Consider the following 16,530-nt stretch of genomic DNA (forward strand, 5'->3'; position numbering starts at 1 on the left):
TTTATTTTGTAGATTCAATTATCGAAAAGTCGTGAGTAATATTGACTGCTTTGTTTAGCATCAAAGCAACAGAACAGTATTTGTCTGCAGACAAAGCTACTGCACGCTCTACATGTTTTTCTGCGACGTTTTTTCCGGTAATTTTAAAGTGCAGGTGAATGTCTGAAAATAACTTAGGTACTGTATCTATGCGCGTTCCATTTATTTCGACAACGCAACCATCAATACCCTGACGTGCTTTTTGCAAAATACTCACTACATCTACAGAAGAGCAGCCGCCTAAGGATAACAATACGTTTTCTAGTGGACTTGGTGCTAACTTACCGCCATTAGCATCTAAAACTATAGTATGACCACTCTCAGATATACCAGCGAACATCTCTTCGCCGATCCATTTTACTTCTGCTTTCATTTTTTCTCCGAAGGGAATGTAAGTCTAACTGAAAACACCGGAATGGATTTCAGTATCAAACATATTTTTGATTAATAATGAGAATTCTTTTAGAAATGACTCTTGTTCTGAGGTAACGGGATTATTAACTACACCAGACAGAATTTCTTCGAGGTCGTACACAATGGCATCTACCTCGCGAATTATGGTATTTCTTTGATTGAAGCTGAGCTTTTCGTTTTGACTACAAACAAGAATAATTTGTTCACTTAACTCTTGCTCTATTACTTCCATTACAGAAGGAGAGTTAATGTTTGCACCCTCACAGTTTTCAAACAAACTTAAATGTTCGGTAAGATACTCGATGATTTGAACATAACCGTCTGAGTCAGTAACCATGTTCCCCCCTCTATGCCAATACTTTTATATTATGCTTTGAAACGTCTAATAATCAATATTAATTTCCTCTGTCCTAAAATATTACTTCACCTGCCGGTTAACATTGTTACATAAATGTTTCTCGTGTGTTACAAATGGAAACACAAAGGCCGAAATGTAAATGAAGTTTCGATCAAAAATTTGACGAACTGTATAATAAAAAGTACATTTTTCATGCTGATAAAGCACTGGCAAATGACTTGTATGTTATAAAAATGAATAAAAACAACAATATAAAAAATATTTTAAAAAAATTGAACTTTTATTGAATAATAAAAAAACAGGTTGAAATTAATGTTTATTCGCGCAAGAATAATTGCGCAGGTGTTACAAACTGTAACAAACGCTTAAAATTAATATAAAAAGAATTGCAAAAATATTCTTAGTCCAGAGAGAAAACAATGATGATAAATTTAAAACGTTCAGCGTTAGCATTGGCGGTAGTTATGGCTACGTCAACAGCATACGCTGCCGATAACTCTTCAGGTGGTATTTACGGTTCAGCAAAAGCTGGTGCAACTGTAACAGTTGTTAACCAAGATACAGGTTTAAGACGTACAGTAACTGCTGGCGAAGACGGTAAGTTCAACCTTAAATCGTTACCAGTTGGTAAGTACAAAGTTAGCAGTGACGGTAACTCAATCGACTTAACCGTTACTATCGGTACAAATCAACAAGCGTTCTTAGATAGTAGTGTTGAGCGTATCGAAGTTACAGGTGGTCGTATGACTGCTATCGATACTACGTCTGTTGAATCAACAACTGTATTTACAGCTGAGCAATTAGAAACTCTTCCTGTAAACCTTGACGTAACAAGTGTAGCTTTATTAGCACCAGGTACAACACAAGGTGATAGCGCGTTTGGTAACTTAGCATCTTTTGGTGGCTCTTCAGTTGCTGAAAACGGTTATTACATCAACGGTTTTGACGTAACTGATTTACGTAAACTTATCTCATTCGCAGATTTACCATACGATGCAATTGCACAGCAACAAGTTAAAACTGGTGGTTACGGTGCAGAATTTGGCCGTTCACTAGGTGGTATCGTAAACCTTGTAACTAAGCGCGGTACTAACGAATGGAAATTTGGTGGTGCTATCTATACTACTCCTGGTAGTTTAAAAGAAGATCAGAAAAACGTTGTAAGCCGTGATCCTGAATTAGATTACGCACACAGATACCATAGATTCAGATCATACAACAAGTCGTCTGATACTAAATATAATATCTACGGTGGCGGTCCAATTATCGAAGATACCTTATTTATTTTTGGTATGGTTGAAGGACAAAAATATGAAGCGGAAGCTTACGGCCGTACTACAAGTACTAAAGAAGAAATTGATTCACCTCAGTATATGGTCAAAGTTGACTGGAACATTACTGATGATCACTTATTAGAATATACCCATATTAATAACGAATCAGATAAAGATGTTGTAGACTATAAAAATGCTGACGATGTATTCTTCGTTGGTAAACATGGTGACGTTGAAGCTGAATACACAGAAAAAAGTGGCGGTACAGTTGATATCGTTAAATACACTGGTTTCTTAACTGATGATTTAACCGTTTCTGCACTTTACGGTAAGTTAGAAAGTGAAGATATCAGAAACCCAGAAGCACTCCCAGGTGCAGAGTGTCCTCGAGTATTCGATAGCCGTTTTACAGCAAGTGCCGGCCAAGTAGAATATCAAGGTTGTTGGAACACTGCTCAAGTAACAATACGTGATCCAAACTTTGGCCCTAACACTGACGAGCGCGAAACATACCGCTTTACGTTAGATTACGTTATTGGTGACCATAACATTCGTATTGGTTATGACAAAGAAGAGTATATCTCAGGTAGCGCTGGTACTGTATACACAGGTGATGCTTACTGGCGTTACTTCAATGCAGCAGACTTAGGTCTTGATCCAACGCCAAATGGTTATGTAGTTCGTAAGTGGGATTACAAAACTGGGTCAGCATCTTTCAGTGCTGAAAACACAGCGTTTTACATTGAAGACACTTGGCAAGTAAACGACAACTGGACAGTTTACGCAGGTTTACGTAGAGAAACTTTTGAAAACTTAAATGGTGAAGGTAACACTTTCGTAGAAGCTGATGAACTAGATGCTCCACGTTTAGGTTTTACTTGGGATGTTGATGGTGACTCTACTAAGAAACTATTTGGTACTTGGGGACGTTACTATATTCCTGTAGCTACTAATACAAACATCCGTGCATCAGGTACAGAATACCGTATTACTACTTACTACGAGTACACAGACATTGATCCTGTAACTTGGGCACCAAGTGGTTTAACACAAATTGGTGAGCCAATTTTATCAAGCGGTTCACAAGAAGCCCCTGACTCACGCGTAATTTCTGTTACAGACCTTGACCCAATGCACCAAGACGAGTTCATTTTAGGTTACCAACAAGAAGTTAACGAGTGGATGTTAGGTTTACGTGCTGTATATCGTGACGTTAAAGACGGTATGGACGATTACTGCTCTCACCAACCATTTGCTGACTGGGCGGCTGACAACGGTCATACTAACTTCGATACAAGCACAATGGCTGGCTGTATGATGATGAATCCAGGTAAAGATTTCAAAATCTTTATGGATTTAAACAACGACGGTAATTTAACTGAAAACACTATACCAAAAGAATACTTAGGTCTTGACAAGTACAAGCGTACTTATAAAGCACTTGAGTTCTTCTTTGAGCGTCCTAAAACGGATAACTGGTTCTTGCAAGGCTCATATACTTGGGCGAAGAGTGAAGGTAACATCGAGGGTTACGTAAACTCTACTCTAGGCCAAGATGATGCAGGTTTAACGCAAGATCTTGACCATGCAATGTTCCAACAAGGTTCATACGGTTCATTACCAAACGAACGTCGTCATACGTTTAAAGTATTTGGTATGTATGACTTGACTGATGAGATAGCACTTTCTGCTAACTTAACTTTGCAATCAGGTCGTCCGTTAAGCTGTACAGGTTATGTACCACTTGACGATCCAGCTTTAGGTGAAGATGCTGGTAACTTATACTACTACTCAGCATCAAGCTTCTACTGCTTAAACGAAAATGGTGAACATGAGTTAGGCAAGCGTGGTGACTTTGGTCATACTCCTTGGACTAAACGCCTTGATATGGGTGTAATGTACAACCCAGATTGGGCTGACGGTAAAGTAACATTCCGCATGGACTTATTTAACGTGCTTAACTTCCAAGAAGTGACTAAGTTCACTGAAACTGGTGATGTTAACCGTGATGCACCATACCGTAACCCAGAATTTATGAACGCTTCTGACTTCCAAGCTCCACGCTCGATTCGTCTATCAGCTAGATTTAAATTCTAAGATAAGGGTTTAAAATTGTTATTGTTGATTACAATAACAACTCTGACTCAAAACGCCTGATGTAATTCATCAGGCGTTTTTTTATGTCTTAAATACTGTTTTTAAAAATAGGCGAATTGCAGGCAACAAAGGTTATCTGTTTAGCTTAGAACAAGAATTCTAATAGTCTGGAGTATAGGAAAGAAATGAAGGTCATTAGATTATTTATATAATGACCTAAGATATTTATGCGGATTAGTGTTTATTTTGATTGATCAATTGAAGCAAGTGTTGTTCGTCAAACTGGTAGTTTGTTAAACAATAGTCACAAGTCATATTAAGCGAGCCATCTTGGGTAATAATTTCTTTAATTTCGCTTTCACCTAAATGAATAATCGCAGATTCACACTTGTCTCTTGAACAGCTGCACTTATTGGTTACCGCTTGTGGTTCAAAAATCCTAACTGTTTCTTGGTGATACAATCGATAGAGTAATGTTTCAGCGTCTAAAGTAAATATTTCTTCTGGCTTGATGGTATCAGTTAACTGGCAAAGGTGCTCAAAATCGTTTAACTGTTGTGCTTTATCGTCACTATCTGGTAAAAGTTGCACTAAAGCACCAGCGACTTCGGAGTTCTCTTTATTGTGAAACAACCATAATTTAGTCGGGATTTGCTCTGATACTTCAAAGTAATGTGACAGGCACTGTGCAAGTGTGTCGTGTTCTAGGGCTACAACACCTTGGTATGGTTCACCTTTGGTAGGGCGTATGGTTATTATCATATTACCTTTACCCACTAAGTCTTTAAGCCCAACAGCATTAGTAGCTTGCGTAACTTTGGCAATACCTCTAATTTCCTGTTGATGGTTTGCATTAACGGCAAAGTAATCAACGGGGCCGTCACCTTGCAGTTGCACTGCAATTTCACCTTCTAATTTTAAGGTAGCAGTCAATAAGCTTGTTACTGTAATAAGCTCCCCTAGTAGGGCTTTTACGCCTTCAGGATAATTGTGTGCCTTTACTATATTTTGAAATGTACTTGATAATTGAACCAGCTCACCGCGTGCGTGTAAGTTGTCAAAAAGGTAACGGTTTAGTTGGTCAGATGAGGAAATCACAAGTTATATCCTTTCTTTCAATTGTCTAATTTGTCTGCGTTGTTTTTTGTCAGGTTTGGTATCTGTAGCTGGACTAAATAAAATACCTTGCTTTCTGGCTAGAGCGTTATCTTCTCGAGCTTTAATACTTTGCTCTGTTTCTTGATACAAAGTTTGAGCAAAAGTGGCGTCTCGCCTTTTATCGGCCAGCGCAATAATTATAACCTCTTTTTCGTCATAACCCTGTCTTAGTTTTATTTTGTCACCCAGCGCAACTGTTTTACCCGACTTTGTTCGTTGGCCATTATAAAATACTTTACCGCCATCGATCATCTGTTTTGCAATGGCACGTGTTTTATAAAAACGTGCAGCCCAAAGCCATTTATCTAGTCTGGTACTATTGGCAGAATCACTATTTTTGTCTTGTTTCATCGTTTTGTCATATAAGCACTACAGAATGCCGCGAACGTTAGCATAGCTTGCTAGAGTTAGCCATCTATAGACATTTGTTTGTAAATAATGGTTAAAAACTGTGTTGACTTCTTGTTGCTTTGAGCCAGCTACAGTATCATCAGCCAAATATAACCTAAAAATATTCAGATTGTGACCGTTAAATATGCATTTTCCGAGAGACATTTCGTCAATTCAAACACTCGTTAGTGGCTTACCTCAAGCAAAAATTGCTAAAGTCATTAGTGCTATATTATTGTGTTACATTGCTTATTTAGCGGCGAAATTAACTTGGTTAGTCATTCCAACGAGCGTTGATGCTCCGCTGACCCAAATAAACCCCGTAGTTACATCAAGCACAGAGCCGCGAACAACTGATATCTCGCCAATTCAGCGACTTAATCTTTTTGGTGTTTACAATGAACAAAAAGTAATAGCCCCAGTCCAAGTCCAAGATGCACCAGAAACAAAATTACGACTGACTTTAACGGGTACTGTCGCAAGCAGTGACCCCGATACTGCAGCGGCAATCATCGAGAATAACGGTAAACAAGAAACCTATGGTATTGGTGAAAAAATTACGGGTACACGAGCTACACTTGAGTCTGTAGCTGCTGACCGCGTTTTAATTAAAGTGTCTGGTAGCTTAGAAACTTTAATGCTTGATGGTTTTAAATACAGTAAACCAACAACGATAAGTGTGTTAAGTCAACCACAGCATCAAGGCAATCATCAAGCTGAAGCTGCGGTGATTGATCAACGTGACAATGAAGAGCTTTCCGAATCTGCCCTGCAATTACGGGAAGATTTAGTGCAAAATCCTGGTAGTATCGCTGACTATCTGAAAATTTCGCCGTTAAGAGAAAATGACGAAATTAAAGGTTTTCGTTTAATGCCTGGCAGTAAAGCTGAGTTTTTCAAAAACGCTGGCTTAAAGTCAGGTGATGTAGCGGTACAGATGAATGGGTTAGATTTAACTAACCCGAGTGATGCAGCTCAGGCGTTGCAAACACTTAAAGAAGAAACAGAGATTTCATTGTTAATTGATCGCAATGGAGTCATGACAGAAATTTTATTTAGTATTCAATAAAAGATATAAGGAATTTTTCATGCGCAAAATGCTTGCAGCATCTTGGAGGCGAAAACTAGTCGTCGTCATGTCAACTTTTTGCCTTTTCAGTGGTGCTCTTTTTAGCGCCCAAGCCGCAGCAGAGGCGCAATATTCGCCTAATTTCAAAGGCACTGAAATGACTGAGTTTATCAACATTGTTGGTAAGAACTTGAAAAAGACCATGATTGTTGATCCTAATGTCAAAGGAAAAGTGAATGTTCGTAGTTACGATCTGTTATCCGAACAGCAGTACTACCACTTTTTCTTAAATGTTCTCGAAGTTTACGGCTACTCTGCTATTGAGATGGATAACAATATCGTAAAAATTGTTAGAAACAAGCAGGCAAAATCTGCCGCGACACCACTTGTTGACGATGATAACCCTGGTATAGGGGACGAGATGGTAACGCGCGTAGTTGAAGTTAAAAACGTTACAGTTCGAGAGCTTTCACCACTGTTACGTCAAATGTCAGATCAGGCAGGCGGCGGAACCGCTGTGCATTACGAGCCTGCAAACGTATTTATTATGACAGGTACCGCTGCGGTAGTTAATCGCTTAGCTGATATCATCAAACGAGTCGATCGCGCAGGTGACAGATTCGAAGAAATTATAAAGCTTAAACATGCGTCTGCTAGTGAAATGGTTCGCATCATAGAAAAGCTAAATCAGTCAGGACAAGCTAAAGCTGGCACGCCAGATTTTTTAGTCCCCAAAATAGTTGCTGATGAACGCACCAATAGCGTTATTGTCAGCGGTGAAAAACAAGCCCGTGAACGTGTAGTTAAATTAATTAATCGCCTAGACAAAGAGCTTGAAACTAACGGCAATACACGTGTTTATTATCTGAAATATTCAAAAGCCGAAGATCTGGTTGAAGTGCTTACTGGTGTTAGTGAATCAATTGAAGCCGAAGAACAAACTGGTGCTGTACCAAAACGTGGTAAAAATAACCGTAACGTTAGTATTAATGCCCACGCTGAAACAAATACGATTGTGATCACAGCGCAGCCAGATATGTTGCGTTCTCTTGAGGCCGTCATTCATAAGTTGGACGTTCGTCGAGCGCAAGTACTTGTTGAAGCAATCATTGTTGAGGTCTTTGAAAGTGATGGTGTCAATCTAGGTGTTCAGTGGTATCACGAGGACGTTGGATTTACCCAATTTAACAATGGTCCCATTCCAATTGCTGGTGCCGCGGCAGGTGTTGAAGCGGCTAGAACCAAAAAAGGCGATTTTGTTCCAGCTGAATACAACAGCGACGGTCGTAAAATAAAAGATGGCTTTTATCAAAACGATGTTAAAGGTGATTACACTTTATTGGCTGAATTACTTGGTAGTGTAAACGGTATGCTAACGGGGGTAATTCGTAATGATTGGGGGGCAATCGTACAAGCGGTTAGTTCAGATACCAATTCAAATATACTTGCCACACCTAGCATTACTACTTTGGATAACGAAGAAGCAACTTTCCTTGTTGGTCAAGAAGTGCCAGTCATCACAGGTTCAACTAAGAGTAGTAATAACAGTAGCCCATTCCAAACGATTGATCGCAAAGAAGTGGGTATTAAATTAAAAGTCACTCCACAAGTAAATGAAGGCACAGGGGTTATGTTAACCATAGAACAAGAAGTGTCTTCGGTGACAGGTGCAACAGGTGTTGATATTGGTATTAATAAACGTGAAATCAAAACCTCGGTAATGGCTGATAATGGCGCTACCGTTATTTTGGGTGGCTTGATTGATGAGGACGTGCAAGAAAGTGAGCAAAAAGTGCCATTACTTGGTGATATACCTATTCTGGGTCACTTATTTAAATCTACAAGCAATACCAAACGTAAACGTAACTTAATGGTGTTTTTAAAGCCGACCATCATTCGTGATGGACAAGTAATGAATCAAATCAGTAAAGAAAAGTATAACTACATTCGAGCTGAAGAGATCAAAAAGCAAGAGCAAGGCTTAGAGCTGATGAGTGACGAGAAGCTACCACTACTACCGAAGTGGAATGATGAACTTACCTTGCCGCCATCTTTTGAAGATTACTTAAAAGAAAAAGACAGCAGCAAAGCCAAAAAAGCTGAAGACAAGTAGTGAGTGGTATGACTGAGTTAGCAAATACCGAACAACACATTGATGAGGCTGCAGTTATAACAGGATCAACTGCAGTGAGGTTACCTTTTGGTTATGCAAAACGACATCATGTACTTTTAAAGCAGCAAGATACCAAGTTAGTGTTGCATTGCCTAGAGTCGGTGCAACCTCAAGTGTTGTTAGAAGTTAAACGTGTAGCAAAACGCGAGTTTGATATTGAAATAAGTACGCCAGAGCAATTTGAACTGTTGCTGGCTAGTGCATACCAACGAGATTCTTCTGAAGCAAAACAAATGATGGAAGATATCGGCAATGAGGTTGATCTATATTCTATCACTGACGAATTAGTGGAAACTGAAGACTTACTCGAAAATGAAGACGATGCGCCAATCATTAAAATGATCAACGCTATGTTGAGCGAAGCCATCAAAGAAAATGCATCAGATATTCATATTGAAACGTTCGAACAATCGTTGCAAATTCGTTTCCGAGTAGATGGCGTATTAAGGGAAGTCTTAAAACCAAACAGAAAGCTAGCGTCATTGCTTGTCTCACGTATTAAAGTCATGGCAAAACTTGATATCGCCGAAAAGCGTATTCCGCAAGATGGACGAATCTCATTGAGAATTGCTGGTCGAGCGGTTGACGTGCGTGTTTCAACTATGCCTACGGGTCATGGCGAGCGAGTGGTACTTCGTTTATTAGATAAAAACGCTGCACGCTTAGACTTGCAAGATCTTGGCATGACAGATGCCAATCGATTGAAGTTTTCACAGCTGATAGATAAACCCCATGGAATTATCTTGGTGACTGGGCCAACAGGATCGGGTAAATCAACAACCTTATATGCTGGTTTGAGCCAAATTGATAATAAGCAACGCAATGTATTGACGGTGGAAGACCCGATTGAATATGCCATAGAGGGCATTGGCCAAACACAAGTTAACACCAAAGTGGATATGACATTTGCTCGTGGTTTACGTGCTATTTTACGTCAAGATCCTGATGTAGTTATGGTAGGTGAAATTCGTGACTTAGAAACCGCTCAAATCGGTGTTCAAGCAAGTTTAACTGGTCACTTAGTACTATCTACTTTGCATACAAATACCGCTGCGGGTGCTATCACTCGTATGGAAGATATGGGTGTAGAGCCATTTTTGTTATCGTCGAGTTTACTTGGTGTGCTTGCCCAGCGCCTTGTGCGAACTCTTTGCCCTGTCTGTAAAGAAGCGCATTATGCCGACGAGGAAGAATTGAACCTGCTGGGGTTACCATCGGGAGACAATTGCCAAATATTCAGGGCTAAAGGCTGTGTTGAATGTAACTTTAAAGGGTACAAAGGGCGAACCGGTATTCATGAATTGCTGTTGGTCGACGAAAAAGTGAGAGAGCTAGTGCACAATGGAAAAGGTGAACAGGCTATCGAAAAGTACATTCGCCAATCAACCCCGAGTATTCGTCGAGATGGATTTGATAAAGTAATTGCTGGCATGACGACGTTAGAAGAAGTACTTAGAGTGACTAGGGAAGACTAACGGCCATGGCGGCATTTGATTATCAGGCGGTTGATAACCGCGGAAAAGTAAAAAAAGGCGTTATCGAAGGGGATACGGCTAGGCATGTGCGATCACTTCTACGTGAACAGGGCTTGATCCCAACGGAAGTTACTGCGAGTTTAGTTAAAAGTAAGCAAAAATCATCATCTACTTTTTTCTCTGGCCGACAAAAAGTATCAGCCAGTGAGTTAGCGCTATTAACACGTCAGTTAGCTACGTTAGTTGAGTCAGGGTTACCGTTAGAAGAGTCTTTGCTTGCTGTGGCTGAACAATGCGATAAAGATGCAATCAAAAGCATGGTGATGGCAGTTAGAACAAAAGTCACTGAAGGTTATGGCCTAGCGGAGAGCATGGCGGAATTCCCTCATGTGTTTAATTACCTGTTTCGAGCCATGGTGGCTGCGGGTGAAAAATCGGGCCATTTAGACAAAGTGCTAAATAGGCTTGCCGATTACACGGAACAACGCCAGCAGTTAAAGTCTCAAATGGTACAAGCGTTAGTATATCCTGCCATTATGACCATAGTGGCTATTAGTGTTATTGTTGTGCTGTTAGTGTCAGTTGTCCCTCAAGTTGTTGAACAGTTTGACGATATGGGTGCAAGTTTACCTGGTTCGACCCAGCTGTTAATTGCCATTAGTGAATTTTTACAACAAAACGGCTTAATGCTGCTGATATTGATATTGCTGGCGATCGTGGCCAGCTGGCAAGCAATGAAGCGAGATAAAATTAAATTTTCAGTACATGAAAAATCCTTATCACTACCCGGTGTTGGTAAAGTGATTCGAGGCGTTAACACGGCAAGATTTGCACGCACATTGAGTATACTTACCGCCAGCGCTGTGCCACTGTTAGAAAGTATGAGTATTTCTGGAGAGGTGCTAGGTAACGTGTATATGAAGCAGAAAATTAGAGAAGCTGCTGATAAAGTACGTGAAGGTACAAGCTTGCGTAGGGCACTAGAACAAACAAAATTATTCCCGCCCATGATGTTACATATGATAGCAAGTGGTGAAAAAAGTGGTCAGTTAGAACATATGTTAGGACGTTCAGCTGATAACCAAGACAGGGAATTTGAAGCCTTAGTCAACATATCATTAAAAGCGTTTGAACCCGCGATTATGATTACCATGGCGGGCATTGTCCTTTTCATTGTCATGGCGATTTTGCAGCCTATTTTGAAAATGAATACACTCATTGGAATTTAATTGAATTAACAAGGTTTATTATGAAAAGAGTATCAGGTTTTTCATTGTTAGAAGTTATGGTGGTTTTAGTGATTATTGGCATTATCGCCAGTATGATCGTGCCAAATATCATGGGAAGCCAAGACACGGCTAAAAGACAAAAAGCCGTAATCGACATTGGTTCATTAGAGTCGGCACTAGCACTTTATCGCTCACAAAACTATGACTACCCAACAACAGAGCAAGGATTAGAAGCGCTAGTAGAGCAAACAACTATAGAGCCTATTCCTCGTCGTTTTCAAGAAGGTGGTTATATCAAGCGATTACCAACTGATCCTTGGGGCAATGACTATCAGCTATTAAATCCAGGTGAACATGGAAAAATGGACGTATTTTCGATGGGCCCAGACGGTGAAGCAGGTACTGATGATGATATCGGTAACTGGAATTTAGCCGAACATCAACAATAGCCTTTTATGCCTTTATCGTTATGAGTCAGTGTAAATATACTCGTAAAGTTAAAGGCTTTACGCTGATAGAAGTGATGATGGTTATCGTGGTCATTGGTGTCATGGTAGCCGCTGTACAAATTAACTTCTTTGCTAACAAGCCGGCACAAACACTTGAACAGCAATCTGAGCGGTTTGTGGCGGTATTTAACTTAGCAGCAGAGTATGGACTGTTGAATAACATTGAAATTGGCGTTGTAGTTGAAGAGCAAAGCTATCAATTTGTCGGCTTTGATGGTATTCGTTGGAGCGCTATTCCTGCAGAAGAAAATTTAGATACCTATCAATTACCTGATACCGTCACTATCACACTTAATTTAGAAGATTTACCCATAGATGAAAGTGCTTTATTAGATCCCTCTATTTTTGTGCCAGACGAAGAAGATCTGGAGCAGATGAGGGAAGGCTTAAAGAAAAATGAAAAGCTAATTATTCCACAGATCTACTTATTAACTGGCGGTGAAATTACACCATTTGAACTAACGTTTGCAATTGAAAGTGAACCTGAATATACCGCACGAGTTACAGGTGAATATGAACTTCCACTTAAAGTGGCGTTAGAGATTACGGGTGAGGCATTGTAACGCTATGCAAGTGTCTTGTTCTGGTCATCGTAAACCTTTAGGCTTTACCTTAATTGAAGTGTTGCTGGCGTTATCAGTCTTTGCTTTGGCTGGCGTTGCGCTGCTAAGTACATCAGAAACCCACTTTTCTAGCTTAAATCATATTGAAGAAAAAATGTTTGCCAACTGGGTAGCTTCAAATCAACTTGTTGAGGTCAATATTGAAAAGCAATGGCCACCAAAAAACAATAAACGAGGAAAAGTAGAGTTAGCCGGTCGAGAGTGGTTTTGGCGGCAAGAGGTTTTGGAAACGTTTGACAAAAATATGCGTGCAGTTGCCATTGAAGTGAGAATGGTTGAAGACTCAGAAACACCTACTGCTAGGTTAATGACCTACGTTTCATTGGAAAGTAAACAATGAGCGTAAAAAGAATGAGTGGTTTTACTTTAATAGAGGTACTGCTGGCAACGGCAATATTTGCTGTTATTAGTCTTGCAAGCTTTAGCGTATTAGACGGCGTGATTAAAACCAAAGACGGTGTAGAGTCGAAACAAGCACAGCTTAATGAAATTCAGCGAGCATGGCTGATTATTGAACGAGACTTGCTGCAAATTGCTTGGCGTTCAATGCGTGTTGAAGGGGAGTCGCCATCAACAAATTATTTGTATGCCAGCCAAGATAGTTATGATGACAGTGACCAATGGCTGTCTTTTGTTAGAGCTGGTTGGAGTAACCCTAACTTAGTATTACCAAGAAGTGATTTACAAGCTGTTGCCTATCGAATTAAAGAGGAAAACTTTCAACGATTACATTTCAATTTTGTGGATGCAGTGGTGGGTGAAGAGCCGAAAATAAGGGAATTAATTAAAGGTGTTGAACAGATGCAAGTTCAATACTATGTCGACAATAAGTGGCAAGAGCAATTACCCACAGGCGCGTGGCCAGCAGCAATAGACTTTAAACTGACTATAAAAGGCGTAGGTGAGGTAAATCGTAAATTTATCATCGCTGAGAAACCATCGCCTATTACTCAAAAACAAAATGAACGATCTAATGATGGCAACGATCAGCCAGAAAATCGCGAACAACAAAATACCAATACTGGCGAGGCATTACCATAATGAAAAAGGTACAAGGCATCGCATTAATTACGGTTATGTTAATCGTTGCACTTGCCGCTATTATTGCGACTCATCTGTTAGCTAATGTTCGGTTAGAATTGAAAAAATCGTCCAATATTGAATTTAACCAGCAAGCTTATTGGTACGCCATGGGAGCGGAATCGTTTGCTATACGAGCGCTAAGTTCAACGTTTGAGCAAGAAAGTGAAAAAACAACATTAAAACAAGCATGGGCGCAAGGCGAAACAACCTATCCAGTTGACCTTGGGGAAATTACTGGCGAAATAACAGACTTACAAAGTTGTTTTAATTTAAACTCACTTCGTGTTGTTGAGAATGAAAATGCGCCACTAGAGAAGAAGTCCAGTGCTAGACAGGCTTTTGAAGCGTTAGTGCTCGCATTGGAAATTGATTATGTTGACCAATTTGAAGCAGAATATTTGGCTGACGCTCTTGTTGATTGGCTAGATGACAACAGTACATTGGTCAGCTCAGGGGGAGCAGAAGATAGCGATTATGCAGCCAAGACACATGCTTATCTTGCGGCTAATCAATATTTAGCTAGTGTAAATGAACTTAGGGTGATAGAGCACTTTACGCCAGTGATCATTAATGAGTTAAAGCCCTTTGTTTGTGTGTTACCTACGACCAATTTACACAAAATTAATATTAATACTATCTCGCCAGAACAGCCGGAATTATTGCAGGCATTATTGTCGATTTCAAAAGGCGAGGCAGAGCAAATACTCAGCAGTCGAAAGACTGAGGGGTTTGATAAAATTGAAGATTTTTACAATATGGCAGAAGTTAGTCGGCTTAATTTAAAAGATGAACAGAAACAGCAGTTTACTGTTGATAGCGAGTTTTTTAAACTAAAGACAACTGCCATGTTTAACGACAGTTATTTTTATTTGAATTCGATTATGCAGGTTGTTAACAACAATCAAATTAACGTGATCGGCCGCACGATAGGACGTGAATAATGGCAGAACAATTATTTATTCGATTGCCAAGTACTCAAGAACAGCCAATATACTGGTTAGTATGGTCCAGCGCAGAAAAAGAAATTATCGCAAGTGGTGAGCTCACCGGGGCAGAACAGCTTTCGCTGTTGACTGACAAAGCGAGCAAGCGAAATGTTGTTGTGCTAACTGATAGCCAAAATATCACCTTAAAACAGCTTAATGTTCCTGCAAAGTCCAAAAAGGCAATACATCAAGCCGTACCATACATGCTAGAGGATGATTTGGCGCAAGAAGTAGATAGCTTATTTTTTGCCTATGGCACACACACGACTGACAAAAGCAATTGTTCAGTGGCGATAGTAGAACGCAGTCAAATGCAAACTTGGTTAGCGTGGCTAGCTGAGGCTAGTATTGAAGCTAATTATATGATCCCAGATATACTGGCGATGCCTCAAGCCGATAACCAATGGCAAAGCATTGCCATTAATAACACTATACTGCTACGTACTGGCAAATGGTCGGGGTATAGTATTGATCGTTCTATCTGGGCATTTTTACTGCCCAAACTTATTGCAACAGAGGCCGATTCAGATGAGCCTATTGAAATAGCAAATTACTCACCATTACCTGAACTCGTTGATGGTGTAAATGTTGTAGAGCAACCAGAGGAGTTGCCCCTAGCGCTACTTGCAATGAACGTTGATGTTAAAGCATTTAATTTGCTTCAAGGTGAATTTAAATTAAAAACTGAACGTGCTCCTTGGGTAAAAAGCTGGGCTTGGGCTGCGGGAATCGCAGTCACCGCTATTCTTTTAAATGTTGCGTACAAAGGCATTCATTTAATGCAACTTAATGATCAAATCACGCAAACTGAGCAGCAAATCGTTGCTAGTTATAAAAAGGCGTTTCCTCAAACTCAACGTATCAGAATTACTACCATACGCTCTCAATTGAAACGTAAGCTGGCAGGAATAGGTGGTAACAGCCAACAAGCTGACTTCTTACATATGCTTGAACAAATGCAACCTGCTTTTGCACAGGCTACTAGTATCAAGCCTGAATCTTTGAGGTATGACAGCAAGCGAAACGAGATGCGTATGCAAGCGAGTGCTAAGGATTACCAAGCTTTTGAAAAATTTCAAAATGCATTAAAACAGCGTCAACTAGAAACTTCTCAGGGGGCATTAAATAGTCAAGGTAACAGTGTTACTGGGTCTATCAGTATTAAAATGAACAATGGAGGTCGCTCATGAAGCAGTGGTGGCAGAATCTTCAAACTAGAGAGCAGCAGCTAGTATTAGTCATGTTGCCTTTTGTTGTGATCTTTATGTTCTATCAACTAATTTGGTCCCCTTTAAATGAAGCTATAGCGGCGGCAGATAAAAAACTATCTCGTCAACAAGAATTAGCGACTTGGGTTAACACCGAAACGGCTAGGCTAAAAGCTTCAACCGGTGGTCAAGCAAAGGGCTGGACAGGCAGTTTATCTAGTGCAATAAATCGTTCTGCTCGCCAGCGCAATATCACGATTTCTCGAGTTCAACCGCAAGGCAGTGATGTACAGGTTTGGATAGATAATATTGAATTTAACCGCTTATTGGATTGGTTTTCTGTATTGGCAAATGAACAGGGGATTTACGTCAAGTCCGTTGATTTAACGCAAGGAAATGCCGCAGGTGAAGTAGTGGTTAAACGACTGCAATTAGGAAGTTAGTA

General features: G+C 40.0%; 16 protein-coding genes. 12 read left to right on the forward strand and 4 right to left on the reverse strand.

What is annotated here, in order from left to right; genetic code table 11:
- Position 1: 1 nt before the first annotated feature.
- Together IE199_RS18545 and IE199_RS18550 are read right to left on the reverse strand one after the other, a co-directional pair.
- Positions 2-412, reverse strand: coding sequence for an OsmC family protein (locus IE199_RS18545; RefSeq protein ID WP_189773681.1), 411 nt, complete (start codon positions 410-412; stop codon positions 2-4).
- Positions 413-436: 24 nt separating this feature from the next.
- Entirely contained in the window at positions 437-790 is a 354-nt protein-coding gene (locus tag IE199_RS18550) for a DUF3802 family protein (RefSeq protein WP_189773683.1), read from the reverse strand.
- A gap of 440 nt (positions 791-1,230) precedes the next feature.
- Between IE199_RS18550 and IE199_RS18555 the strand changes: the two genes are divergently transcribed.
- Positions 1,231-4,182 carry a TonB-dependent receptor gene (locus tag IE199_RS18555; RefSeq protein ID WP_189773685.1) on the forward strand — a complete coding sequence of 984 codons (2,952 nt, stop codon included), beginning with the start codon at positions 1,231-1,233 and terminating at the stop codon, positions 4,180-4,182.
- A gap of 234 nt (positions 4,183-4,416) precedes the next feature.
- Here IE199_RS18555 and hslO read toward each other — a convergent pair whose 3' ends face one another.
- Entirely contained in the window at positions 4,417-5,277 is an 861-nt protein-coding gene (gene hslO / locus IE199_RS18560) for an Hsp33 family molecular chaperone HslO (protein WP_189773970.1), read from the reverse strand.
- Between the two features lie 6 nt (positions 5,278-5,283).
- On the reverse strand, positions 5,284-5,691 hold the full coding sequence (gene hslR, locus IE199_RS18565) for a ribosome-associated heat shock protein Hsp15 (protein ID WP_189773687.1): 408 nt from the start codon (positions 5,689-5,691) through the stop codon (positions 5,284-5,286).
- 184 nt (positions 5,692-5,875) lie between these two features.
- Here hslR and gspC point away from each other — a divergent pair, with 184 nt between their 5' ends.
- The 11 genes from gspC to IE199_RS18620 are packed head-to-tail and all read left to right on the forward strand — an operon-like array spanning position 5,876 to position 16,528.
- Positions 5,876-6,799 (forward strand): type II secretion system protein GspC, encoded by a 924-nt coding sequence (gspC, locus tag IE199_RS18570; protein ID WP_189773689.1) that lies wholly within the window; start codon positions 5,876-5,878, stop codon positions 6,797-6,799.
- A 28-nt stretch (positions 6,800-6,827) separates the two neighbouring features.
- Positions 6,828-8,912 carry a type II secretion system secretin GspD gene (gene gspD / locus IE199_RS18575; protein ID WP_189773972.1) on the forward strand — a complete coding sequence of 695 codons (2,085 nt, stop codon included), beginning with the start codon at positions 6,828-6,830 and terminating at the stop codon, positions 8,910-8,912.
- A gap of 8 nt (positions 8,913-8,920) precedes the next feature.
- The gene (gene gspE / locus IE199_RS18580; RefSeq protein ID WP_189773691.1) at positions 8,921-10,447 is read left to right on the forward strand and encodes a type II secretion system ATPase GspE; all 1,527 of its coding nucleotides are present in this window, start codon (positions 8,921-8,923) and stop codon (positions 10,445-10,447) included.
- 5 nt (positions 10,448-10,452) lie between these two features.
- Positions 10,453-11,676, forward strand: a complete 1,224-nt coding sequence (gene gspF / locus IE199_RS18585) for a type II secretion system inner membrane protein GspF (RefSeq protein WP_189773693.1) — start codon at positions 10,453-10,455, stop codon at positions 11,674-11,676.
- Between the two features lie 20 nt (positions 11,677-11,696).
- On the forward strand, positions 11,697-12,125 hold the full coding sequence (gene gspG, locus IE199_RS18590) for a type II secretion system major pseudopilin GspG (RefSeq protein WP_189773695.1): 429 nt from the start codon (positions 11,697-11,699) through the stop codon (positions 12,123-12,125).
- 20 nt (positions 12,126-12,145) lie between these two features.
- Entirely contained in the window at positions 12,146-12,748 is a 603-nt protein-coding gene (gene gspH, locus IE199_RS18595) for a type II secretion system minor pseudopilin GspH (RefSeq protein WP_189773697.1), read from the forward strand.
- A 4-nt stretch (positions 12,749-12,752) separates the two neighbouring features.
- Entirely contained in the window at positions 12,753-13,148 is a 396-nt protein-coding gene (gene gspI, locus IE199_RS18600; RefSeq protein WP_189773699.1) for a type II secretion system minor pseudopilin GspI, read from the forward strand.
- The gene (gene gspJ, locus IE199_RS18605; RefSeq protein ID WP_189773701.1) at positions 13,145-13,849 is read left to right on the forward strand and encodes a type II secretion system minor pseudopilin GspJ; all 705 of its coding nucleotides are present in this window, start codon (positions 13,145-13,147) and stop codon (positions 13,847-13,849) included. The genes gspI and gspJ overlap by 4 nt, the downstream gene beginning before the upstream one ends.
- The gene (gene gspK / locus IE199_RS18610; RefSeq protein ID WP_189773703.1) at positions 13,849-14,832 is read left to right on the forward strand and encodes a type II secretion system minor pseudopilin GspK; all 984 of its coding nucleotides are present in this window, start codon (positions 13,849-13,851) and stop codon (positions 14,830-14,832) included. The genes gspJ and gspK overlap by 1 nt, the downstream gene beginning before the upstream one ends.
- Positions 14,832-16,067, forward strand: a complete 1,236-nt coding sequence (gene gspL, locus IE199_RS18615; protein ID WP_189773705.1) for a type II secretion system protein GspL — start codon at positions 14,832-14,834, stop codon at positions 16,065-16,067. Before gspK ends, gspL begins: the two co-directional genes overlap by 1 nt.
- Entirely contained in the window at positions 16,064-16,528 is a 465-nt protein-coding gene (locus tag IE199_RS18620; protein ID WP_189773707.1) for a type II secretion system protein M, read from the forward strand. The genes gspL and IE199_RS18620 overlap by 4 nt, the downstream gene beginning before the upstream one ends.
- Positions 16,529-16,530 lie beyond the last annotated feature (2 nt).

Source organism: Thalassotalea marina, from assembly GCF_014656435.1.
Lineage (GTDB): Bacteria > Pseudomonadota > Gammaproteobacteria > Enterobacterales > Alteromonadaceae > Thalassotalea_C > Thalassotalea_C marina.

Bases quoted from the DNA above. Each gene is read 5' to 3' on its own strand.
- IE199_RS18545 (WP_189773681.1), bottom strand. From the start codon at position 412: ATGAAAGCAGAAGTAAAATGGATCGGCGAAGAGATGTTCGCTGGTATA.
- IE199_RS18550 (WP_189773683.1), bottom strand. From the start codon at position 790: ATGGTTACTGACTCAGACGGTTATGTTCAAATCATCGAGTATCTTACC.
- IE199_RS18555 (WP_189773685.1), top strand. From the start codon at position 1,231: ATGATGATAAATTTAAAACGTTCAGCGTTAGCATTGGCGGTAGTTATG.
- hslR (WP_189773687.1), bottom strand. From the start codon at position 5,691: ATGAAACAAGACAAAAATAGTGATTCTGCCAATAGTACCAGACTAGAT.
- gspC (WP_189773689.1), top strand. From the start codon at position 5,876: ATGCATTTTCCGAGAGACATTTCGTCAATTCAAACACTCGTTAGTGGC.
- gspD (WP_189773972.1), top strand. From the start codon at position 6,828: ATGCTTGCAGCATCTTGGAGGCGAAAACTAGTCGTCGTCATGTCAACT.
- gspE (WP_189773691.1), top strand. From the start codon at position 8,921: ATGACTGAGTTAGCAAATACCGAACAACACATTGATGAGGCTGCAGTT.
- gspF (WP_189773693.1), top strand. From the start codon at position 10,453: ATGGCGGCATTTGATTATCAGGCGGTTGATAACCGCGGAAAAGTAAAA.
- gspG (WP_189773695.1), top strand. From the start codon at position 11,697: ATGAAAAGAGTATCAGGTTTTTCATTGTTAGAAGTTATGGTGGTTTTA.
- gspH (WP_189773697.1), top strand. From the start codon at position 12,146: ATGAGTCAGTGTAAATATACTCGTAAAGTTAAAGGCTTTACGCTGATA.
- gspI (WP_189773699.1), top strand. From the start codon at position 12,753: ATGCAAGTGTCTTGTTCTGGTCATCGTAAACCTTTAGGCTTTACCTTA.
- gspJ (WP_189773701.1), top strand. From the start codon at position 13,145: ATGAGCGTAAAAAGAATGAGTGGTTTTACTTTAATAGAGGTACTGCTG.
- gspK (WP_189773703.1), top strand. From the start codon at position 13,849: ATGAAAAAGGTACAAGGCATCGCATTAATTACGGTTATGTTAATCGTT.
- gspL (WP_189773705.1), top strand. From the start codon at position 14,832: ATGGCAGAACAATTATTTATTCGATTGCCAAGTACTCAAGAACAGCCA.
- IE199_RS18620 (WP_189773707.1), top strand. From the start codon at position 16,064: ATGAAGCAGTGGTGGCAGAATCTTCAAACTAGAGAGCAGCAGCTAGTA.